Here is a 20,512-nt window from a genome sequence, read left to right on the forward strand (position 1 = left end):
CGCCACAGTTCGGTCGATTCTGCGCGTCGTGCCGGCGGCACCTAGACTTGGGTCGTGCCCCAGCCCAGCAGCATGCGCAAGGGTGGCGACGGTCGCCTCACCATGGCCCTCGACCCCCAGGACCAGGGTCCCCAGGACGCCTGCGGCGTCTTCGGCGTCTGGGCCCCCGGTGAGGACGTCTCCAAGCTCACCTACTACGGCATCTTCGCCCTGCAGCACCGCGGGCAGGAGTCGGCCGGCATCGCGGTCAGCAACGGCCGCCAGATCCTCGTCTACAAGGACATGGGCCTGGTCTCCCAGGTCTTCGACGAGTCGACGCTCGAGGCGCTGAAGGGCTTCCTCGCGATCGGCCACTGCCGCTACTCCACCACGGGCGCCAGCACGTGGACCAACGCCCAGCCGACGTTCCAGCCCACCGCGCACGGCTCGATCGCCCTGGCCCACAACGGCAACCTGACCAACACCGCCGACCTCGCCCAGATGGTCGACGACCTGGCCGGCCTCGACGGCGAGCTCGACCTGCACGTGCGCAAGCCCGAGGCCGCCACCAACGACACCAGTGTGGTCACCGCGCTGCTCGCCCACCACCCCGACAGCACCGTCGAGGAGAAGGCGATGGAGCTGCTCCCGCAGGTCAAGGGAGCCTTCTGCTTCGTCTGGATGGACGAGAACACGCTGTACGCCGCCCGCGACCCCCAAGGCATCCGCCCGCTGGTGCTGGGTCGGTTGGAGCGCGGCTGGGTGGTCGCCTCCGAGACCGCGGCCCTCGACATCGTCGGCGCCTCGTTCATCCGCGAGATCGAGCCCGGCGAGATGGTGATCATCGACGAGGACGGCCTGCGCTCGCGCACCTTCGCCGAGGCCGCGCCCAAGCACTGCCTGTTCGAGTTCGTCTACCTCGCCCGCCCCGACACCCGCATGACCGGCCAGCGCGTGCACAGTGTGCGCGTCGAGATCGGTCGCCGGTTGGCCAGGGAGTTCCCGGCGGACGCCGACCTGGTCATCCCGGTTCCCGAGTCCGGGACTCCCTCCGCGATCGGCTTCGCCGAGGAGTCCGGCATCCCCTACGGCGTCGGCCTGGTCAAGAACTCCTACGTCGGCCGCACGTTCATCCAGCCCAGCCAGACCATCCGACAGCTCGGCATCCGGCTCAAGCTCAACCCGCTGCGCGACATCATCGAGGGCAAGCGACTCGTGGTCGTCGACGACTCGATCGTGCGCGGCAACACCCAGCGCGCGCTGATCCGCATGTTGCGTGAGGCCGGGGCCAAGGAGGTGCACGTGCGCATCTCGAGCCCGCCGGTGAAGTGGCCGTGCTTCTACGGCATCGACTTCGCGACCCGTGCCGAGCTGATCGCCAACGGCCTCTCCACCGACGAGATCTGTCGCTCGATCGACGCCGACTCGCTGGCCTACATCGGGCTCGAGGAGCTGGTCGAGGCGACCGAAGTCCCGATGGACCACCTCTGCCGGGCCTGCTTCGACGGAACCTACCCGGTGCCGTTGCCCGACCCCGAGCACCTCGGCAAGAGCCTGCTCGAGCCGTCGATCCTGCCGATCGAGGTGGAGGCCGAGGGGCTGGCCACCTCGCTGACCGGGTTCGGTGCCAACGACGCGCTCGAGCGTCCCTGACCCAGCACGCACGCCAGCCATTCGACGCCGGCCACTCGGCGCCGGCGATCAGAAAGCAAAGGGAAGCCACGTGACCGACCAGCCCACCGATGAGTCCGCACGCGGGGCGTACGCCGAGGCCGGCGTCTCCATCGAGGCCGCTGACCGCGCCATCGACCTGATGAAGGGCTGGGTCGAGAAGGCCCGCCGTCCCGAGATGATCGGCGGGTTGGGTGGCTTCGCCGGGCTCTTCGACGCCTCGGCCCTGAAGGGCTACGAGCGCCCGCTGCTGGCCACCTCCACCGACGGCGTCGGCACCAAGGTGGCCATCGCCCAGGCGATGGACAAGCACGACACGATCGGGTTCGACCTGGTCGGCATGGTCGTCGACGACCTGGTCGTCTGCGGTGCCGAGCCTCTCTTCATGACCGACTACATCGCCACCGGCCGGGTCATCCCCGAGCGGATCGCCGCGATCGTCAAGGGCATCGCGGAGGCGTGTGTCGAGGCCGGCTGCGCGCTGGTCGGCGGCGAGACCGCGGAGCACCCCGGCCTGCTGGCCCCCGACGAGTACGACGTGGCCGGCGCGACCACCGGTGTGGTCGAGGCCGACAAGCTGCTCGGCCCCGGCCGGGTCCGTCCCGGCGACGTGGTGATCGCGATGGAGGCCTCCGGCCTGCACTCCAACGGCTACTCGCTGGTGCGCCACGTCCTGCTCGGCGCCGGCAACAAGGACGGTGCCGGCTGGCAGCTCGACCGACACGTCGACGAGCTCGGCCGCACCCTCGGCGAGGAGCTCCTCGAGCCGACCCGCATCTACGCCAAGGCCTGCCTGGCGTTGGCCGACCAGACCCAGACGCACGCGATGTCGCACGTCACCGGTGGCGGCCTGGCCGCGAACCTGGCCCGGGTCATGCCCGCGGAGCTCTCCGCGACGATCGACCGCTCCACCTGGACGCCGCAGCCGGTGTTCGACCTGGTCCGCCGGGTGGGCGAGGTGGCCCAGGCGGACCTCGAGCAGACGCTCAACTGTGGCGTCGGCATGGTCTCCCTGACCGCCCCCGACGACGTCGACAAGGCGATCGAGGTGCTGGCCGGCTTCGGCGTACGCGCCTGGGTGGCCGGGTCGGTTGCGGCCGGTGACGGCACGGTGAATCTGGTCGGACAGCACGCCGGTTGGTGATTTTCCCGCGGGAATCGGGTTTTGATGGACCTGGGTGTGCGGGAACACCCACCGCTCGGGTAGCGTTGTCCTCACGAGAAATAGACCAAGGAGCCCGGGAGTCTCGGCGTCACTGCCGTGAGTTCCCGGCCAAGCGCGCGAAGGGGTCGATCCTATGGGACGCGGCCGGGCCAAGGCCAAGCAGACCAAGGTCGCACGCGACCTGAAGTACCGCACTCACGAGACGGACTTCGGGGCGCTCGCCCAGGAACTGCACGGAAGCACTGCTGAGAGCAATCAGCAGCCGCCGGAATCAGCGTCGGACGACGAGTACGACGACTGGTCGTCCGACTCGCGCGACTGACGCACCCACCTGTGGGTTGAGTGCTCAGGTGGCTGCCTCGGCAATCACCTGAGCACTCAACCGGCGTGTCTCAGGACAGCCAGAGGCCGCGCAGGCGACCGACGTCGCGCATGCGACGTTCGGCGAGCCGGTCGGCAGCGATCGCCGGCGGTACGCCGTCCGTCCGTGCGGTCTCGAAGACCGCGCGGGTGGTGTCGAAGATGCCGCTGGCGCGCTGCTGGGCGCGATCGAAGACGAAGCCCTCGAGCTCGTCGGCGACCTGGATCAGGCCGCCGGCGTTCACGCAGTAGTCGGGCGCGTAGAGGATGCCGCGATCGGCGAGCGCCTTCTCGATCCCCGGGTGGGCGAGCTGGTTGTTCGCGGCACCGCAGATGACTGTCGCCGACAGCACGTCGACGACGGCGTCCGTGATCGCCCCGCCGAGGGCACACGGCGCGTAGACGTCGAGCGCTGAGGCGACCAGTGCCTCGGTCGACTCCACCACGGTCACGGCGGGCAGCTCGTCACGGATACGGTCGATGGCCGGCTGCCAGACGTCGGTGACCACCACGGACGCGCCGTCCTCGACGAGGCGGCGGGCCAGGTGGTGCCCGACCTTGCCGACGCCGGCGATGCCGACGGTGCGACCGCCCAGGGTCGGTTCGCCCCATGTGGCCTCGGCGGCAGCACGCATCCCCTGGAAGACGCCGTACGCGGTGAGCACCGAGCTGTCGCCGGCGCCACCGTGGGCGACGGTGCGACCCGTGACGTAGGAGCACTCGCGGGCGATCTCGTCCATGTCGACGCTGAACGTGCCGACGTCGCAGGCCGTGTAGTACCGACCGTTCAGGGACTCGACGAAGCGTCCGTAGGCACGCAGGAGGGCTTCGCTCTTGAGGGTGTTCGGGTCGCCGATGATCACCGCCTTGCCACCGCCGAGGTCGAGCCCGGCGAGGGCGGCCTTGTAGGACATCCCGCGGGAGAGGTTGAGCACGTCGGTGACCGCGTCGGCGGTGTCGGCGTACGGGTAGAAGCGGGTGCCGCCGAGGGCGGGGCCGAGGGCGGTGGAGTGGACGGCGATGATCGCCTTGAGTCCGCTGGGCTCGTCGTGGCAGAAGACGACTTGCTCGTGCTCGGAGTCGAACACGTCAGGGGTGGGGGTCACGGTTGGCGACCTTTCTGTGCGTGGCGCCGCGGGGGTGGTGCGGTGCCGTCGGTGGTCGGGCCTGCGAGGGTGACGCAGGTCTCACTCCACTGTATTGAATTCATCCGCCTCCAGCGAAAACGCCGGTGACCCGTCGGCTTGGGAGAGACGTTTGGCTATGGCAAACTCTCGGGTGAACCGGACATTTCACATCGAAAGAGGATTCATGAACTCCCCCCAGTCGGACGCGGAGAACCTGCTCACGCCGTCCGAGGTCGCTGCCCTGTTCCGCGTGGACCCCAAGACCGTGACCAGGTGGGCGAAGGCCGGGAAGATCGGCTCGATCCGCACGCTCGGGGGCCACCGTCGCTTCCGTGAGTCCGAGGTCATGGAGTTGCTCGGATCCAACGAGCAGTGATCAGCGCACCAGCTCGGTGATGCCGTAGGCGGCCCCGAAGGTGCCGGCCAGCACGAGCACGCAGACCAGGGCCAGCAGCCAGCCGGGCATCCCGGAACCGGGCTCGGAGTCGTGGCGCACAGGGACGGTCGCGGGCGCGGCCTGCCGCGCCGTGGTCGGCGTGCTCCGGTGGGCAGAGGGGTCGGTCAGGGCCGAGCGGAGCGCGGTGGAGAACGACGCCACGTCCGGCCAGCGGTCCTCGGGGTCGGCGGCCAGCGCACGGGCCAGCACGCTGTCGACCGCCGGTGGCAACGGTGCGAGGACGGAGGGCGCAACCGGCACCTTGGCGTCGGCCAGCGAGCCGATGCCGCCCTCACGGGCCAGCTTGCCGGTGAGCATCTGGTAGGCCACCGCGCCCAGCGCGTGCACGTCGGCGCGAGTGTCCAGCGGTGCGCCGGTCGCCTGCTCGGGGGCCATGTAGGCCGGTGTGCCGACCACCTGGGTCAGGCCGCTGGCGTGCAACATCGCCTTGGCCACGCCGAGGTCGGCGACCAGCAGCTTGGTGGCCCCGGTATCGGTGACGGATGCGCCGCGTGAGCTGAGCAGCAGGTTGTGGGGCTTGATGTCGCGGTGGATCACACCGTGCCCGTGCAGCACGGAGAGCCCCGCGGCGGCCTGGTCGACGAGATCGATGACCTGTGCCGGCGGCATCGGCCTTCCCGGCTCGAGCAGGGTGGCCAGGGAGCCGCGGTCGGCGTACGACATCACGAAGTACGGCGTGCCGTCGGCCTCGCCGATGTCGTAGACCCGCACCACGTGGTCGGAGTCGGCCCGGCGCAGGATGCGCGCCTCCTCCAGGAACCGGTCGCGAACGTCGTAGCGCTGGGCCCAGTTCTCCGCGAGCGCCTTCACGGCGACGTCGGAGTCGAGTTCGTCGTCGTGGTAGAGCCAGACGGTGGCGAACCCACCGACACCGATGCGGCCCACCCGCTGGAGACGACCGAGGCGCTCTGGCAGGGACACGATGGGTATTGTGCCGCACGAAGCCGTCCGGGAGCCTTCAGGGGGAACGCATGTCCAGCACCACCGCCGAACCGCCCGACCTCGAGGAGCTGGCCGTCCGCGCTGCGGCCGGTGACCGTGAGGCGCTCGAGGACCTGCTCGCGGGCATCCAACCGCGGGTACGCCGCATCTGCGGCCGGATGCTGCTCTATCCGGAGGACGCCGAGGAGGCAGCCCAGGACGTGCTGCTGCTCGTGGCCACCAAGATCCACACCTTCAACGGCCGCAGCAAGTTCACCACCTGGTTGCACTCGGTGGCCTCGAACAGCGCGCGGTCGACCTACCGCAGCCTCAAGCGGCGGGCCGCCGAGCGGCCCACCGACGAGATGCCGGTGCATGCCGACCCGCGCACCACCAGCGTGATCGCCGGCAGCCGGCTCGACCTGCTGGAGGCCCTCGAGGTGCTGGGGTCGACGCACCCGGAGCTGGTCGAGCCGCTGGTGCTTCGTGACGTGCAGGAGCTCGACTACAACGAGATCTCGCGGCTGCTCGACACCCCGCTGGGCACGATCAAGTCACGCATCCACTCGGCCCGCAACGCGGTCCGACCGCTGCTGCGCACCCACGAGTGACCCGTCGTGAGTTCGTCGACCCGTCGTGAGTTCGGGCCGACCCGTCGTGAGTTCGTCGAACTCACGACGGGTCGATCAGCCGGCTGAGCCGAGGACGACGGCCCGGTCCGAGTCGACCTCGACCTCGCACTCACCCTTGAGCGTGCAGCGGTAGATCACGCCGCCGTTGAAGTCGCTGTCCTTGTAGGCGTGCACGAAGATCGCGTCGTTGGTGGCCCACTCGGCCGTCGCGGCGAGCTCGGGTGCCTTGATCAGGTCGGTCTGCTTGCCAGTGGAGGAGTCGATGACCAGGAACTCCACGGGACCGAAGCCCTCGGTCTGCTGCGGGATGCCGAGGATCTCCGTGCCGTCGGGGCTGAACTGCGCGAGAGCTCCGTTCGGACGGATGTCGCAGTTCTTCCACCACTTGTCCTCGCCGATCACCGCGCCTCCGTGCAGGCACCACGGCGACAACGTCTCGACCGACGCGACCAGGTCGCCCTGGGGTGAGGCGCCGGCTGGGTTGAAGCCGTCCTTGACCTTGAACTGCGACTTGTCGTAAAGGTTCCAGCCGATCAGTGTCTGGTCAGCGGTGGTGGTCGCCCAGGTGGTGATCACGTCGTCGCGGTTGGCGAAGACGGCTCCGCCGACGGGGTCGCCCTTGGCCTTCACGCCGATGGTGTCAGTCACCTCGCCCGAGCGTGCGTCGCGCACCTGGTAGGTGTCGGCGTCCTTGAACTTGGCGACGAGGGAGTCGCCGTCGGTGTTGACGTCGTAGGGCCCGAAGAGCTCGCCGATCGGTGTCGTCGCGCCGTCCGGGTCGACGAAGGTGGCTCGGTAGTCGGGGACCTGCGGACTCAGCGACTCCACGACCAGCCAACCGCCGGCAACTCGATGGAGGCCGACCACGTCGGCAACCTTGAAGCCTGACACCAACACCTCGGTGTCGCCGTCGTGGAGGGTTCCGCCCTCGAGGTAGAGCAGCTCGCCTTGATTGCTGTCGGGTGCCTGGTCGCTTGACTGACCTTCGTCCGGGGTCGTGCTCGGCTCACCCGTCGGCGTGTCGGTCCCGGTCGTGGGGGTGCCCCCGGACTCGGTCGAGCCGCTGCTCGACTTCGCCCCCTGGTCGTCGCCTTCGAGGATTCCGGAAGAGGCGGCGTAGGTGCCGCCGACGATCCCGAGGACGGCGGCCGAGGCAATGGCCATCGTCGTGATGCGGTTCATGGTCGGTCCTGTCTGTCGTCCGTTGGCGTGAGGTCTGATGCTCCGGCCGACGATTCGGTTCGCCCCGTGGGAGGTGAGGCCCGCAACACGACGAAGTCTCCGTGGGTCCCGTAGCCGGGCAGCTCGCCGGCGTACGTCGTACCGTCGAAGGTCAGCATCAGGGCGGAGCCGTCGGCGAGCTCGACCACCGAGGGCCAGGGCAGGTTCGTGGGGTGGTCCGCCTCGAGCGCGCCGACCTCGGCCAGGTCGAGATCGAAGACCGGGAAGCGGCGACGTTGACCACGCCGCCCTTGTGGTCCGTCGCTGGCCAGCACCCGCCAGTCGCCGTCGACGCGGGCCAGCAGCGTGCCTTCGGTGGCGCGCCGGTCGGTGGCCGCGCCCAGCAGTCGCCACCCCTCCAGCCGACCGGGCTCCGCGGCGCGGGCCAGTGCCGGGTAGAAGTCGAAGAACTTGCGCGCCGCGACGAAGGCGAGGTGCCAGTGGCCCTCGATCCGGGCCAGGTGCGGGTCCCAGGTGCCGACCACCGGCGGGGGCAGCGCGTGGTCCGGCAGGCTCACCGGGGCGGAGTCGAGGACGTGCTCGCCCTCGAGCAGGTCGGCGTCGGTGATGGCCAGGGTGATCCCGACCCGGCGTTGCGCCTCGGGTGCGTGGTCGAAGGTCGCCCAGGTGCTGGTGGCCACGAGCCACCGGTCGCCGTCGCGGACCAGGTGGGTGGCGTGGTCGCCGCGGACCACTCCTTCGCGACGGAACCACAGGTCGCTGCGGTGCTCGACCGCGAACGTCGTCGGGTCGAAGGCCCACACCCCGCATCGCCCGGTGCCGAAGAACCCGGGCCCGGCATGGGTCAGCGCCAGGAACAGCAGTCCGTCGCGTTCGTACGGCGTTCCGTCGGCATGCGTCACCACGTGGACGTCGCGTACGCCGAGCTGCCCGCTCGCGCCGGATCGCCAGTGGGCGACCGGGGAGGCCTGGTCGCGTTGTCGCGGCTGCCACCCCACCTCGGGAGAGAGCGTGGCCGGGTCGACGTCGTGGTCCAGCTCGACCTTTCCACGGGCTGTCCAGACGTCGTCGTGACGGGTCAGGACGGTCACCTGCCGACCGGTCAGCATGACGCCGAGGGCGTCCGGGGGAGTGGGCGGTCGTCCGTGTCGCCTGCTGCGGTGGTGGCTGGTGTGGCCGGCCGGGTCGGTCAGGTCGACGCCGGCCAGTCGCCGGCCGCCGTCGTACCAGCCCTCGAGGCGAAACCCCTCCGCGCCGAAGCCGGCCACCACGCGGCCGGCCACGTCGTGGGTCGAGAGCTCGACCTCGATGGCGGCGAACGGGGCGACGAAGCCGCTGGTGCGTTCGCGGCCCACGAGGCTCACCGGGCGGCTCCGGTGCACCTCCTCGAATCTCGACCACACGCCCTGCACCCTATGCCGGTCGCGGACCGACGAGTGGATCAGCGCAGCCGGCTCAGATAGCCGGCGGCCCGCTTCACGTCACGCATCCGGCTCTCCCAGGTCACCCCGACCACGGTCAGTACGAGACCGATCGTCCCGATCAGCGCCCACTGCGGGAGGACCGAGGCGTACGTCGCCTCGCGCAGCACCAGCAGCAGGCCAACGGTGGCGCCGGCGACCAGCGGAGCGGACCAGCGAAGGGTGATGCCTATGCCGAGCACCAGCAGGCAGGCGACGCCCAGCAGCGCGGCACGCAGGGAGACGGGATCGGTCAGGGCGACCAGCAGGGAGGGCACCAGCGCCAGGCTCAGGCCCGGCCCCAGGGCACGCGGGCTGGGCAGCCGGTCGTGTCGGGCGCCGAGGTGCATGCGGAGCACGCCGACAGCCATCAGTACGACGGCCAGGGGCAGCGTGTAGGCCTCGACGGTCTCCACACCGACCTGCTCGAGGCGCACCCACTGGGCGACCACCATCAGGCCCAGTCCGAGCCAACCCAGCCCACGGCGGTGGGCGTTCAGCAGCGCGGAGAGATGAGCCAGCACGGCGGCCAGGGTGAGGTCGACGGCGAGCCAGGTCTGGGCGACGCCGGAGCCCTCGACGAGCGAGACCGCGACCGTCACGACCGCCACCAGGGCGACCGGGAGCTCTCGCTCCGGGCGGGCGCCGAGCACCGCCCAGGCTCCGAGGGCGCCCAGCACCGGGATCGCCCGCCAGGTCGCGTCCACGCCGGCCAGGTCCAAGGCGGTCCACAGGAACACGGCGGCAACCGGGGCGAACGCCAGGTCGCCCAGCTGCCGAACGAGCGGCCGTCGCGCCGTAGTCGTGGCGAGCGCCGCGACGGTTGACAGGCCGGTGGTGACCGCGGTCAGGCCCTCGCTCTGGAACGAGGCCACTAGGGCCAGCCCGGCGGTCAGGACACCGAGCACGAGCGCCGTCGTACCGAGCTCCACCGCCGAGCGGGCACTCAGGGCCGACAACGCCAAACCGGTCACCAGCAACAGGGCGATCATGACCGACAGTGGGGCGCCGTACAACGCCGGCAGCAGGGTCAGTGACGCCACGACGACCAGGCCGACGGGAGCCACGACTCGCCGCAGCGACACCTCGGTCAGCTGGTTGACGGTGACCCATCCCGCGAGCAGGACGCCGAAGGTGGCGACTGGCAGGAGCAACGGCCAGTGCCAGGCCAGGTCCGGACGCTCGAGCGCATGCCCGGCCCGGACCGTCCAGACCTCGTGGACCATCAGGGCGTCGAGCGCGGTGCCGGCCAGGAACGTGGCCGAACCGAGGAGTCCGAGTCCGGCGAGCACCGCGGGCAGTGCCACGACGGGACGCCAGGCCCGGGCCAGGAGGGTGGTGGCGGCAGCGGCGACCAGGACCACGGTCAGCGCGACCAGCGTCACGATCGTCCCGGACTCGTCGGCGGCCGGCAGTGTTGCCAGAGCGGTGACCAGGGCAACGCCGGCAGCGGCCCCGGCAATTCGGGCGGGCTCGGGAAGCCGACGGGTCGGCCCGACCGGCAGGGCCACGGATGCTGCGATGCCGGCTGCGAGCAGGGCTGGCCACACCTGGAACCCTCCCCAGACACCTGTCACGGTGGGCGGGACGTCGATGCGGATCAGACCCACGACCAGCAGTTCCAGCCAGGCCAGGCCGGCTCCCACCAGCACCACGACCGTGGCGATCGGGAGTCGGAGGCGGTGGCAGCCCCACGCCGCACCGACCTGCAGGACGAACCATGCCAGCGCCGACACCGCGATCAGGTCGAGACCACGGCCCTCGCCGTTGATCACCGTCGACGTCAGGCCGCCGGTGCCGAGAACCACGCCCAGGCCGCCGATCAGCTGGGCGCTGATCAGCCGGCCGACCGTCCCGGCGCGCAGCAGGTGGGCGCCGCCCAGGCCGGCCAGTGCCAGCGTCGCACCGATCACGAACGTGAACGTGTCGTGGTCGATCTCGCCGAGCCAACCGGAGGAGCGGGCGCCGAACACATCGAGCGTGAGCAGCCCCAGGGCCAGGGTCGTGAACGACTCGGCGCCGGCCCGGAGATCGGCGCGGGCCAGCAGCCAGGCTCCGCCGGCCGCAGCCAGGGTCAGGGCAAGGAGTACGACGGTCCGCCCGCCGACGCCGAGCGCCGACCAGGCGACGGCCAGGAAGACCAGCGCGGCCACGAGCAGGCAGGTGGCGCCCAGGCCGAGCAGGATCCGTGGCACGGAGGCGCTGCTCATCCCGCTGCCCACCCCGCGACGCGGAGCGGCCGGGGCTGCCGGGTAGGGCGTCAGGTCGGCCGAGAAGGAGCCGGCCAGACCCGGTGACGAGAGGCCGGGCGCGGACAGGCCTGCTGCCACCGCGTGGGGGCGAGCCGGCGTACGCGCGACCGTGGAGTTCGCGGAGAGCTCGGCCAGCTGCCGCACGAGCGTGTCGGCGCGGGTGAGAGTGGCGAAGAGCTGCAGGGCCACCGAGCCCGTCAACGTGGTGCGGCACTGGGCGCAGCCGGTGCTGCCGGCGGTGACGACGGAGCGGCACACGGGGCAGGCCTCGGGATCGGCGTATCGGAACATGACTCCACCCTGCCTCTCCCGAGCCGTTCCCACCCCGTCCGAGCGACTCAACCGAGGTGAGTGGCCGTACTCAGCCGCGGTAGCCGCTCGCCGTCGACCGGGATGATCGCGTCATGTCGCCACCCTCGCCTGCTCCGGACCTGCACCGGACCTGCACCGGACCTGCACCGGACCTGCACCGGACCTGTGACGGTCCTCGGTGGGACCCGGGCCAGGCCGGGGTGGCGGGGCGTGGGGTGGGTCTGTGGGTCACCATCGAGTGCCCGATGCCCCCGGAGGGCCGGAAATGAAACGAAGCCGCGGTCCCGGGGGAACCGCGGCTTCGAGTGGTGGCCAGGGGCGGGGTCGAACCGCCGACCTACCGATTTTCAGTCGGTCGCTCGTACCAACTGAGCTACCTGGCCGGGCCGCGGAGAAGATTACCCCAGACCCGGGGGTTCGGTGAAAACGTGCATCGCTTTGGTGACTGCCGTCGCCTGCCCCTATGCTGTATCGGCAGTCCAGCCCCCATCGTCTAGTGGCCTAGGACGTCGCCCTTTCACGGCGGTAGCACGGGTTCGAATCCCGTTGGGGGTGCTCGTTGAGCAGCGGTTTTCGCCCGATTGGGTGGCACCGGCCCGCATGGGTTATTGTTCAGCGCGCTTCCAGTGCAGACTGGCAAGCACAACCTGGCCCCGTAGCGCAGTTGGTTAGCGCGCCGCCCTGTCACGGCGGAGGCCGCGGGTTCGAGTCCCGTCGGGGTCGCAGATGCGAGGTCCACGCGCAAGCGTGGGCCTCGCTTTTTCGTTGCCCTACCGTGGGCACCGTGACGGACGAAGAATCACCGGTTGAGCCGCGCGGAGTCGAACTCGACCGCGGCGGCTTCGAGGCCCTCGTGGACCGGGCGCTCGACGACATCCCCGACGAGATCGCCGCCCTGGTGGAGAACCTCGTCGTGCTCGTCGAGGACGAGCCGCCCGCGGACGACCCCGACCTGCTGGGGCTCTACGACGGCGTCGCGCTGACCGACCGCCTGTCCAACCACGCCGGTGCACTGCCCGACCGGGTGTTCGTGTTCCGCAACCCGCTGCAGGAGATGTGCGCGAGCGAGGACGAGCTCGTCGACGAGGTCCGGATCACCGTGGTGCACGAGATCGCGCACCACTTCGGGATCGGTGAGGCCGAGCTGCACCGCCTGGGCTACGCCTGAGCCGAGGTCAGGCCTGGGTCGCGAACCCGAGAGCACAGGCGGTCAGTGAGAGCACCAGCGTGAGCACGACGTACGTCGTCCCGCGGCGGGCGCCGAGCCGCGAGGTCTGCACCGCGAAGGACGAGTAGGTCGTGAGGCCGCCGCAGAAGCCCACGCCGAGCAGGGCCATGGTGTGGCCGGTCAACCCGAGCGCGGAGAGCACCCCGAGCGCGAACGACCCGACCACGTTGACCAGCAGGGTGCCGATCGGGAGGTCGCGGTCGAGGACGTGCCCGGTGACGTAGCGCAGCGGCGCTCCGACGGCGGCCCCGAGGGCGACCAGGAGCACGGTCATTCGTCGCCCTCCTCGTCGTCGAACTCCTGCTGGGCCGCCGGTGTCGACCAGCGGTGGGCGAACTCGACCGCGACCATCGCCGCGGCCAGTGTGCCGAGCACGTAGGCGCCGGCCATCCCGGTCGAGCCGTCGGCCACCAGGGCACGGGCCTCCTCGCAGTAGGTGCTCAGGGTCGTGTAGCCGCCGAGCACCCCGGTGCCGAGAAACAGCGGCAGCACCGGGTGACGGCGTACGACGGCCAGTGCCGGCAGCAGCGCCAGGAGCAGGCACCCGGTGACGTTGATCGCGAACGTGGTCCACGGGAAGCCGAGACCGTCGGGGACGAGATCCGAGAGACCCCAACGGGCGCTGGCGCCCAGGGCGCCGCCGAGGGCGACGGCCGCGACGTGCGCGGGGGTGAGGGGCGGGCGACTCAACGGATGGTGTGCTCGGGTCGATCGACGCTCTGCGTGCCCAGCCAGGGCAGCGGCGAGGCGCCGCCGCTCTGGCGGACGAGCTCGCCGAGGAACCAGCTCTGGAAGCGGCGCTGCTGGTCGGTGGAGGCCAGGGAGAGCATCCGCTCGGCCCGGCAGAAGGAGTCGGCCAGCTCGAGGACGTCGATCATCTGCTCGACCACCCGGTAGGCCTCGGGCGCGATCACCAACCGGATCGAGGCGGTGCGGGCACCGGCGTCGATGGCGCGATGGATCTCGTCGATGCCCAGGGTCTGCTGGACCTCCTCGCCGAACCGGGCGAACAGGTCGGTCAGCGTCTTGGCCACGGGGTAGTCCTCCTCGTGGGCCAGGGACAGCAGCCGCAGCTCACGGCGTACGTCGCGGAAGTGGCGCCGCCACTCGACATAGAGGTCGATCGGGAACGAGGGGTAGTCGATGACGAGACCGTCGCCGATGCGCACCCGGGGAGGACGACCGGTGGACGCACTGTTGGAGACGTAGACCTGACCGGCCAGGTTGGGCTCCTCGACCGGCTCGTCGGCGGGTTCGAACCAGACCACCTTGCCGTCGTCGAGCAGCTCGGCCCCCCAGGCGTGTGACGACATCGCCACCATGCCCAGCCCACGGCCGATGGTGGCCAGCAGCTCGTCCTCGTGCGTCATCCGGTGGTTGGGCGCCGGTGGTGTGCGGGACCCGTCGAGCACCTCGATGCGGGGGTGCCGCCGGGTGCCCCGGATCCGGACCTGGATCGGGGGGTCGCCATGCAGCAGTGCGTTGGTGACCAGCTCGGAGACGCCCAGCTCGGCGCTGTCGACCAGGTCGGAGCGCTCGAGCTCACGGCACGCCGAAGCCACCCAGCGGCGGGCATCCGAAACGGACCGCGGGCTGGATTCCAGCGGCAGCGCACCCCTACTCAGCGGCAATCTCTCACCTTGTGTCGGGTTGTCGGTGACCCCATCTTGGGCCACAGGGGGTGGTCATGCCCAGCATCGCGGCGGTTGAAACCTGAAGCACCGATTTTCTCGAAAAGTTTCTCGTGGCGGCCTCCTGGCGGCCGGCGGGCAGGCCCGTTTCGGAGAAAACGAGCGAGGGTGGGATCATGGGGTACGGCAAGCAAGACGTCGTACACGTGATCAGAAAGGCCAGTGGGGAATGGCAAGCAACAACGGCAAGCACCAGGTGGTCGTGATCGGCTCCGGGTTCGGCGGGCTGTTCGGCACCAAGGCCCTCAAGCGGTCCGACGTCGAGGTCACCATGGTCGCCAAGACCACCCACCACCTCTTCCAGCCCCTGCTCTACCAGGTCGCCACCGGCATCCTGTCGCAGGGCGAGATCGCGCCGCCGACCCGTGAGGTCCTGGCCAAGCAGAAGAACGCCCAGGTCCTGCTCGGCACGGTCACCGACGTCGACCTCGAGGCGAAGACCGTCACCCACCACGTGCTGGGTCGCGAGACCGTCTCCCACTACGACTCGCTGATCGTGGCGGCCGGGGCGAGCCAGTCCTACTTCGGCAACGACCACTTCGCCGAGTTCGCCCCCGGCATGAAGAGCATCGACGACGCCCTCGAGCTGCGCGGCCGCATCTTCGGCGCCTTCGAGATGGCCGAGAACGCCGCCCGCCGCGGCGAGGCCTACGACCACCTGCTGACCTTCGTGGTCGTGGGCGCCGGCCCGACCGGTGTCGAGATGGCCGGCCAGATCGCCGAGCTGGCCCACAAGACCCTCAAGCGCGACTTCCGCAGCATCGACACCAAGCAGGCCCGGATCATCCTCGTCGACGCGGCGCCCCAGGTGCTGCCGCCGTTCGGTGCCAAGCTCGGCGCCAAGGCCAAGAGCGAGCTCGAGAAGATCGGCGTCGAGGTCCAGCTCGGCGCGATGGTGACCAGCGTCGACGAGCGCGGTCTCGAGCTGAAGGACAAGGACGGCACGATCCGTCGCATCGACTCGGTCGCCAAGATCTGGGCCGCCGGCGTGCAGGCGAACCCGATCGGCAAGACACTCTCGGAGCAGACCGGCGCGCCGCTGGACCGCGCCGGTCGCATCGCGGTCAACCCCGACCTCACCCTCCCGGGTCACCCCGAGGTGTTCGTGCTCGGCGACATGATCGCCCTCGACAACCTGCCGGGCGTCGCCCAGGTGGCGATCCAGGGCGCGAAGTACGCCGCCAAGGAGATCGACCACCGGCTCAAGGGCAAGGCCCCGCAGCAGCCCTTCAAGTACTTCGACAAGGGCTCGATGGCGATCATCAGCAAGTTCCGCGCGGTCGCCAGCGTCGGCAAGCTGAAGCTCAACGGTTCGATCGCCTGGCTGATGTGGCTGGGCGTCCACCTGATCTACCTGACCGGCTTCAAGAACCGCATCGGAGCCCTGCTGAGCTGGGCGATCACGTTCATCGGCAACGACCGCTCCGAGCGGACCGTCACCGAGCAGCAGATCTTCGCCCGGGTGGCGTTGGAGCGGCTGGGTGGCGGAGCCAAGGACCTGGTCAGCGAGCCCGGCGAGTTCGACGCCAAGCTCGAGGCCCGGCGCACCGAGCTGGAGAGGGTGGCTGCCGAGGAGGCGCGCCTGACCGACGAGGGCCAGCGCGGCGTCCACGCCGACGCCGGCTGAGCTACTCGAAGGACTCCTGCTTCGGGCCGTCGGCTCGTTCGCGTGCCCAGCGGGGCAGGATGAACACGCCCTCGGCGTGGACCGTCGGGCCGTCGGCGTCGCCGATGTGTCCCTCGACGTAGGTCTTGACGCCCTCGACCTTGACGATCGCGCCCTCGGCGTGGAGCGGGCCCAGAGGCGTGCCGCGTCGGTAGCTGAGGGTGAGCCGCCCGGTCATGCCGGGTGAGCCGCCGGCCGCGGCCGCCTCGCCGCAGATCTGGTCGAGGATCAGGGCGCTGACTCCGCCGTGCACCAGGCCGGGCGGCCCTTCGTAGGCGGCGCCCAGGGTGAAGTCGGCCCACGCCCGGCCCTGCTCGGATCGCTCGATCAGCAAGGGCGGTGCGATCGGGTTGCGGACGCCGATGACGCTGTTGCCCCAGTTGCGCATCGAGCCGTCGCCACCGACGGTGACCCCGTAGGAGCCGTCGAGCTGACTGGCACGGAGCCGGGAGGTGAGTGCATCGATCTCGGCGCGGACCGCCGCCAGCTCCTCATGCTCGACGGTGCTGCGGACGACCGCGTCGACGAGCTCACGGGTGCTCTGGGCCAGGCCTCCGGCGACCTCGCGTTCGCGTTCGATCTCCTCGGGGCTGAGGTCCTCGGACCGGTAGTTGAACATGCTGCTCACCCTAGAGGTTGGGCTCCGCACATATTTAGTTGTGTCCTGCCTTCGGGACGTGATGGGTTGTCCCGCATGACCGAGCTCGTGCCGCCCTCACCCGACCTGTACGACTCCTGGCTCGCGGCCGAGGAGGATTTCGGGGACGAGCACCGTGACGGCTCCGGTGCGTTCGGCGGGCGGGAGAGCACGGAGCGGTCGTCGTACGACCTGATGGTGGCGCAGCGCCTGGCGGAGGGCGACCCGGCCACCCCGATGCCCGAGGATCGGGTGCACTGCACCTACCTCTGGATGGTCGAGGACGGCGAGTTCGTCGGCTACCTGGCGATCCGGCACTCGCTGACGCCGTTCCTGCTCGAGGAGGGCGGCCACATCGGCTATTCGGTGCGGCCCTCCCGGCGGCGCGAGGGGCATGCCACGCGGGCGCTGGCCCTGTCGCTGCCGGTCGCCGCGTCGCTGGGCATCGACCGGGTGCTGGTCACCTGCGACGAGGACAACGCCGGGTCGCGGCGCACCATCGAGAAGAACGGTGGCGTGTTCGAGGACGTACGCCGGGGCAAGCGTCGCTACTGGATCGCCGTGGGGAGCTCAGTGGGCTGAGCCGCCCCGGAAGCGCTCGAGCACCTGGGTGAACTCCTCGGGGTCGACCATGGTGGGGTTGACCACGTACGGCGGCATGCCGGTGCGGTGGATCAGCACCTTCCAGCCACGGTGCCCGGGCGTGCCGACCGTCTCGAAGTCGGTGTAGCTGCTGGTCAGGTCGAAGCGGTGATGACTGTCGTGGGTGCGGATGTCGAGGTTGCCGCGCTCGACGACCACCGTGGGCGGGGCGGCGGTGGAGTGCGCGCTCCAGATGACGAAGGTGATCAGCGCGGCGACGGCGGCCACGGCGATGTTCGTCGTCGTGCGGTCCTGCCACGCCTGCCAGGCCAGGAACGCGGTGGCGACCACGCCGACGGCGAGCAGAACCAGGAGCAAGGTCTGGGTGCTGCGCTGCGGTGAGAGCTCGATGGTCTCGTGGTTCAGGTCCGGTTGACGGCTCGGAGGCTCCGGCTTCCTCGGGGTCGCTGCCGAGGGCACTGGCTCGGGCCGTGGCTCGGGCTGGGCCGGTTCGGGTCGGACGGTCTCGGGCTGCACGGTCTCGGGTCGGACGGTCTCGGGTCGGATGGTCTCGGGTGGGACGGTCTCGGGTCGGGTGGCTGCGGCGACCATGGCGGCGATGCTCGCGCCCGAGATCTCCCGGGTGGGTGACAGCGGCTCGGGCTGGTCGGGCTCGACCGCGGGCTCGACCTGTGCTGGTCGGTGCTCGGTCGGCCGGGGCGGGTCGGGGACGCTGGGCTTGCGGATCGTGCGGGTGCTGTCGGCCCGCGCGGTTGCCGCGGCCAGGATCTCTTCGAGGGTCTCGTAGCGCCGCTCGGGTTCGGGGTCAGGCCCGGGCTCGGGCCGGGTCGCCACGGGTGGGTCGGTGGGCTCTGCGGCTTCGCCGGTGGCGCGGAGGACGGCGGCCAGGGCCGGTCCGGCAACGGCGCTGTCGGTGATCCGCGGGGACTCGACACCGGCGGTCGCGACCGCAGGCGTCTCGGCAGACGGCTCGGCAGGGGTCTGGGTCGGTTCGGCCGGTTCCGTCACGTCGCTCGCCCCGTTCGTCGGGGTCGGGTCTGAGGCCGGCTGCGGAGCCGGAGCTGCGTCGTCGCGAACGTCCATCGGTGTGGGGATGGGCGTGGGCGCGAGCCGGCGACGGCCGGTCAGGCGATCCGAGAGTCGACCACGCGGCCGCTCGTGCGTCGAGTCGTCGCCGGCAGGCCCCTCGCGCAGGGCGGCGAACACGTCGACCGGGCTCGACGGGGTGAAGTCGTCGACCTCGACGTCACGGGTGGGCAGCAGCGATCGTGCTGCCGGTGGTTCGAGCTCGGTCTGCGGCTCTGCGTCGGAGTCGGGTCCGGCGTCAGCCTCGACCATGTGCGCAGGTTCGGCATCCGCCTCGACCTGCGGGTCTGACTCGGGCTCGCTCTGCGGGTCTGACTCGGGCTCGGCCTGCGGGTCTGACTCTGACTGTGGCTCGGGCTCGCTCGCGGGGTCGGGCTCGGGTTCGGGCTCGGGCTCGGGTTCGGGCTCGGGCTCGGGCTCGGAGAGGCCGAGCACCTCCTCGATCGGCGCGGTCAGCGGATCTGGCGCGGCCTGGTCGTCCTGGCCGTGTCGCAGCGTCGGGCGTGGGTCGGCAGCCGGTTCGTGGCTGACCAGCCAACGGTCGATCAAGCCCGGCTCAACAGGCTCGTCGCGCGAAGGGGATCCCATGTCAGAGAAAACTAGTCAATCGGCGCGACGTTATGGGGACGATCAGCCATTGAGACGGTCATGACGAGTAGGCCCTGTGGGACTCGAACCCACAACCAACGGATTAAAAGTCCGGAGCTCTGCCAATTGAGCTAAGGGCCCGGAGGACCAGGTCGTCGTACGACTGCCTGATCCGCGGTGGAACAGGGTATCCCGCCGCGATTGCGGTTCCTGTTACACCCCTGTCGCGAAGAGTTCACCTCATCCCGAGAATTCGATGGGTCGTGACGGTTTCTTTTCTCTAGGGGATTGGTAGTGTCATGCCTACATCAGATGCAAGTTCCAGTACGGCTGACGCCCTTGGAGTTTGTGATCCAACGGCGTTTCTTCTTCGTGGGCCTGCTTCTACGAGTCGGAGCGACGTATCACCGCAGCTGATGTGGGGTTGTCGCAGTGATGACCTCTCGCCCCGACAAAGGAGTAACGAGCAATGGCTCAGGGCACCGTCAAGTGGTTCAACGCTGAGAAGGGCTTCGGCTTCATCGCCCAGGAGGACGGCGGCGACGACGTCTTCGTGCACTACTCGGCCATCCAGACCAACGGCTACAAGTCGCTGGACGAGAACCAGAAGGTCGAGTTCGACGTCACCCAGGGCCCCAAGGGCCCGCAGGCGGAGAACGTTCGCCCGCTCTGATCGAATCGATCGAGCACGACACGAAGAAGGTCCACTGACCTGACTTCACACCGTTGGCCCCAGCCTCAGGCTGGGGCCAACGGGTCATTTTCGAGTCATTTTGTGGAAACAAGGATGTTTCGGCCCCACCCATGCAGGGCAGCATGGGACATGGAGCATGCCCAGAGCAGGGCTTGGGGGGCGCTCCATTGAAAGGGAGGCAGCGTGCACGACCAGTTCGACGTCACGCTCGAGGACCAGGAGCTGCTGGAGGAGGTCGAGTTGACCACCAGCCTGATCATCGCGGCAAGTGAGTCCGACCAGTCGCTGACCCAGGAGCAGATCGACGAGATCCTGGGCGTGACTCCGGCAACCGCCGAGGCTGCGGTCGCCGACGAGGCGACCGAGTAGTCGGCACGCCGTACGACGTGACAGGGCCGGCCCGTTCGGGGCCGGCCCTGTTCTTTGTCTTGCCATGCTTACCCTAGGGGGGTACCCTATTGAACATGACCGAACATCAGCACGGCTACATCCACCGCAAGGACGACTACCTCAAGCGGCTCAAGCGGATCGAGGGCCAGGCCCGAGGACTCCAGCGCATGGTCGAGGAGGAGAAGTACTGCATCGACATCCTCACGCAGGTCTCCGCGATGACCAAGGCGCTCCACGCCGTCTCGATCGGCCTGCTCGAGGAGCACATGGGTCACTGCGTCGTGGATGCCGCGCGCGTCGGCGACATGGAGGCGGCCGAGAAGGTCAAGGAAGCCACCGACGCCATCGCCCGCCTGATCCGTTCCTGACCCCCGACCCGAACACCTGCCCCCTGAACCTGAGGAGAGTCCC

At 70.0% G+C, this 20,512-nt stretch carries 21 protein-coding genes and 4 tRNA genes; 13 read left to right on the forward strand and 12 right to left on the reverse strand.

The genetic code is table 11. The features are described 5' to 3' along the window. Positions 1–72: 72 nt before the first annotated feature. The 3 genes from purF (at position 73) to NJ4_RS10070 (ending at position 3,137) form a co-directional block, all read left to right on the forward strand. Entirely contained in the window at positions 73–1,632 is a 1,560-nt protein-coding gene (gene purF / locus NJ4_RS10060) for an amidophosphoribosyltransferase (protein ID WP_067433898.1), read from the forward strand. 70 nt (positions 1,633–1,702) lie between these two features. Then, complete coding sequence (gene purM / locus NJ4_RS10065; protein ID WP_067433901.1) at positions 1,703–2,794, forward strand: phosphoribosylformylglycinamidine cyclo-ligase; 1,092 nt, start codon at positions 1,703–1,705, stop codon at positions 2,792–2,794. A gap of 154 nt (positions 2,795–2,948) precedes the next feature. Then, complete coding sequence (locus NJ4_RS10070; protein ID WP_067433904.1) at positions 2,949–3,137, forward strand: DUF3073 domain-containing protein; 189 nt, start codon at positions 2,949–2,951, stop codon at positions 3,135–3,137. A 70-nt stretch (positions 3,138–3,207) separates the two neighbouring features. Here NJ4_RS10070 and NJ4_RS10075 read toward each other — a convergent pair whose 3' ends face one another. Continuing rightward, positions 3,208–4,281, reverse strand: a complete 1,074-nt coding sequence (locus NJ4_RS10075) for a Glu/Leu/Phe/Val dehydrogenase dimerization domain-containing protein (protein WP_067433907.1) — start codon at positions 4,279–4,281, stop codon at positions 3,208–3,210. Between the two features lie 205 nt (positions 4,282–4,486). Here NJ4_RS10075 and NJ4_RS10080 point away from each other — a divergent pair, with 205 nt between their 5' ends. Beyond that, entirely contained in the window at positions 4,487–4,678 is a 192-nt protein-coding gene (locus NJ4_RS10080) for a BldC family transcriptional regulator (RefSeq protein WP_067433910.1), read from the forward strand. Here NJ4_RS10080 and NJ4_RS10085 read toward each other — a convergent pair whose 3' ends face one another. Beyond that, a complete protein-coding gene (locus tag NJ4_RS10085) occupies positions 4,679–5,680 on the reverse strand; it encodes a serine/threonine-protein kinase (RefSeq protein ID WP_067433913.1) in 1,002 nt (333 codons plus the stop codon). A gap of 50 nt (positions 5,681–5,730) precedes the next feature. On the opposite strand from NJ4_RS10085, the gene NJ4_RS10090 reads away from it, so the two are divergent. After that, positions 5,731–6,291, forward strand: coding sequence for an RNA polymerase sigma factor (locus NJ4_RS10090; protein WP_067433916.1), 561 nt, complete (start codon positions 5,731–5,733; stop codon positions 6,289–6,291). 75 nt (positions 6,292–6,366) lie between these two features. On the opposite strand, the gene NJ4_RS10095 is transcribed toward NJ4_RS10090, so the two are convergent. The 4 genes from NJ4_RS10095 to NJ4_RS10110 form a co-directional block, all read right to left on the reverse strand. Next, positions 6,367–7,494: a hypothetical protein gene (locus tag NJ4_RS10095; protein WP_067433919.1), complete on the reverse strand. Its 1,128-nt coding sequence runs from the start codon at positions 7,492–7,494 to the stop codon at positions 6,367–6,369. Continuing rightward, complete coding sequence (locus NJ4_RS10100) at positions 7,491–8,897, reverse strand: hypothetical protein (RefSeq protein ID WP_174524596.1); 1,407 nt, start codon at positions 8,895–8,897, stop codon at positions 7,491–7,493. The genes NJ4_RS10095 and NJ4_RS10100 overlap by 4 nt, the downstream gene beginning before the upstream one ends. Positions 8,898–8,935: 38 nt before the next feature. Then, positions 8,936–11,497, reverse strand: a complete 2,562-nt coding sequence (locus NJ4_RS10105) for an SCO7613 C-terminal domain-containing membrane protein (RefSeq protein WP_067433925.1) — start codon at positions 11,495–11,497, stop codon at positions 8,936–8,938. A 327-nt stretch (positions 11,498–11,824) separates the two neighbouring features. Next, positions 11,825–11,901 (reverse strand) — tRNA-Phe (locus tag NJ4_RS10110). Positions 11,902–12,000: 99 nt separating this feature from the next. On the opposite strand from NJ4_RS10110, the gene NJ4_RS10115 reads away from it, so the two are divergent. From NJ4_RS10115 to NJ4_RS10125, 3 genes are all read left to right on the forward strand, one after another. Next, positions 12,001–12,073: transfer RNA gene (locus NJ4_RS10115), tRNA-Glu, on the forward strand. A 94-nt stretch (positions 12,074–12,167) separates the two neighbouring features. Beyond that, a tRNA-Asp gene (locus tag NJ4_RS10120) sits at positions 12,168–12,241 on the forward strand. Positions 12,242–12,302: 61 nt separating this feature from the next. Then, complete coding sequence (locus tag NJ4_RS10125) at positions 12,303–12,686, forward strand: metallopeptidase family protein (RefSeq protein WP_067434056.1); 384 nt, start codon at positions 12,303–12,305, stop codon at positions 12,684–12,686. A 7-nt stretch (positions 12,687–12,693) separates the two neighbouring features. On the opposite strand, the gene NJ4_RS10130 is transcribed toward NJ4_RS10125, so the two are convergent. Genes NJ4_RS10130 through NJ4_RS10140 form a run of 3 tightly spaced genes read right to left on the reverse strand, consistent with a single transcriptional unit; the run spans position 12,694 to position 14,422 of the window. Next, on the reverse strand, positions 12,694–13,020 hold the full coding sequence (locus tag NJ4_RS10130; protein WP_067433928.1) for a fluoride efflux transporter FluC: 327 nt from the start codon (positions 13,018–13,020) through the stop codon (positions 12,694–12,696). After that, positions 13,017–13,436 carry a fluoride efflux transporter FluC gene (locus NJ4_RS10135; protein WP_082748364.1) on the reverse strand — a complete coding sequence of 140 codons (420 nt, stop codon included), beginning with the start codon at positions 13,434–13,436 and terminating at the stop codon, positions 13,017–13,019. The genes NJ4_RS10130 and NJ4_RS10135 overlap by 4 nt, the downstream gene beginning before the upstream one ends. Further along, positions 13,433–14,422: an ATP-binding protein gene (locus tag NJ4_RS10140; protein WP_281178292.1), complete on the reverse strand. Its 990-nt coding sequence runs from the start codon at positions 14,420–14,422 to the stop codon at positions 13,433–13,435. The genes NJ4_RS10135 and NJ4_RS10140 overlap by 4 nt, the downstream gene beginning before the upstream one ends. A gap of 184 nt (positions 14,423–14,606) precedes the next feature. On the opposite strand from NJ4_RS10140, the gene NJ4_RS10145 reads away from it, so the two are divergent. Beyond that, a complete protein-coding gene (locus NJ4_RS10145) occupies positions 14,607–16,064 on the forward strand; it encodes an NAD(P)/FAD-dependent oxidoreductase (RefSeq protein WP_067433934.1) in 1,458 nt (485 codons plus the stop codon). A gap of 1 nt (position 16,065) precedes the next feature. Here NJ4_RS10145 and NJ4_RS10150 read toward each other — a convergent pair whose 3' ends face one another. Further along, a complete protein-coding gene (locus tag NJ4_RS10150) occupies positions 16,066–16,722 on the reverse strand; it encodes a PaaI family thioesterase (RefSeq protein WP_067433937.1) in 657 nt (218 codons plus the stop codon). A gap of 75 nt (positions 16,723–16,797) precedes the next feature. On the opposite strand from NJ4_RS10150, the gene NJ4_RS10155 reads away from it, so the two are divergent. After that, complete coding sequence (locus NJ4_RS10155) at positions 16,798–17,322, forward strand: GNAT family N-acetyltransferase (RefSeq protein ID WP_067433941.1); 525 nt, start codon at positions 16,798–16,800, stop codon at positions 17,320–17,322. On the opposite strand, the gene NJ4_RS10160 is transcribed toward NJ4_RS10155, so the two are convergent. Together NJ4_RS10160 and NJ4_RS10165 are read right to left on the reverse strand one after the other, a co-directional pair. Beyond that, complete coding sequence (locus NJ4_RS10160; RefSeq protein WP_157551030.1) at positions 17,311–19,017, reverse strand: hypothetical protein; 1,707 nt, start codon at positions 19,015–19,017, stop codon at positions 17,311–17,313. The genes NJ4_RS10155 and NJ4_RS10160 overlap by 12 nt on opposite strands. Before the next feature lie 68 nt (positions 19,018–19,085). Continuing rightward, positions 19,086–19,158: transfer RNA gene (locus NJ4_RS10165), tRNA-Lys, on the reverse strand. Positions 19,159–19,486: 328 nt separating this feature from the next. Here NJ4_RS10165 and NJ4_RS10170 point away from each other — a divergent pair. From NJ4_RS10170 to NJ4_RS10180, 3 genes are all read left to right on the forward strand, one after another. After that, the gene (locus tag NJ4_RS10170; protein WP_045548871.1) at positions 19,487–19,690 is read left to right on the forward strand and encodes a cold-shock protein; all 204 of its coding nucleotides are present in this window, start codon (positions 19,487–19,489) and stop codon (positions 19,688–19,690) included. A 204-nt stretch (positions 19,691–19,894) separates the two neighbouring features. After that, positions 19,895–20,080: a hypothetical protein gene (locus tag NJ4_RS10175; RefSeq protein ID WP_067433946.1), complete on the forward strand. Its 186-nt coding sequence runs from the start codon at positions 19,895–19,897 to the stop codon at positions 20,078–20,080. Between the two features lie 95 nt (positions 20,081–20,175). Next, positions 20,176–20,469 carry a metal-sensitive transcriptional regulator gene (locus NJ4_RS10180; protein WP_067433948.1) on the forward strand — a complete coding sequence of 98 codons (294 nt, stop codon included), beginning with the start codon at positions 20,176–20,178 and terminating at the stop codon, positions 20,467–20,469. The last annotated feature ends 43 nt before the right edge of the window (positions 20,470–20,512 follow it).

The organism is Nocardioides jensenii JCM 1364 = NBRC 14755 (assembly GCF_001552535.1).
Lineage (GTDB): Bacteria > Actinomycetota > Actinomycetes > Propionibacteriales > Nocardioidaceae > Nocardioides > Nocardioides jensenii.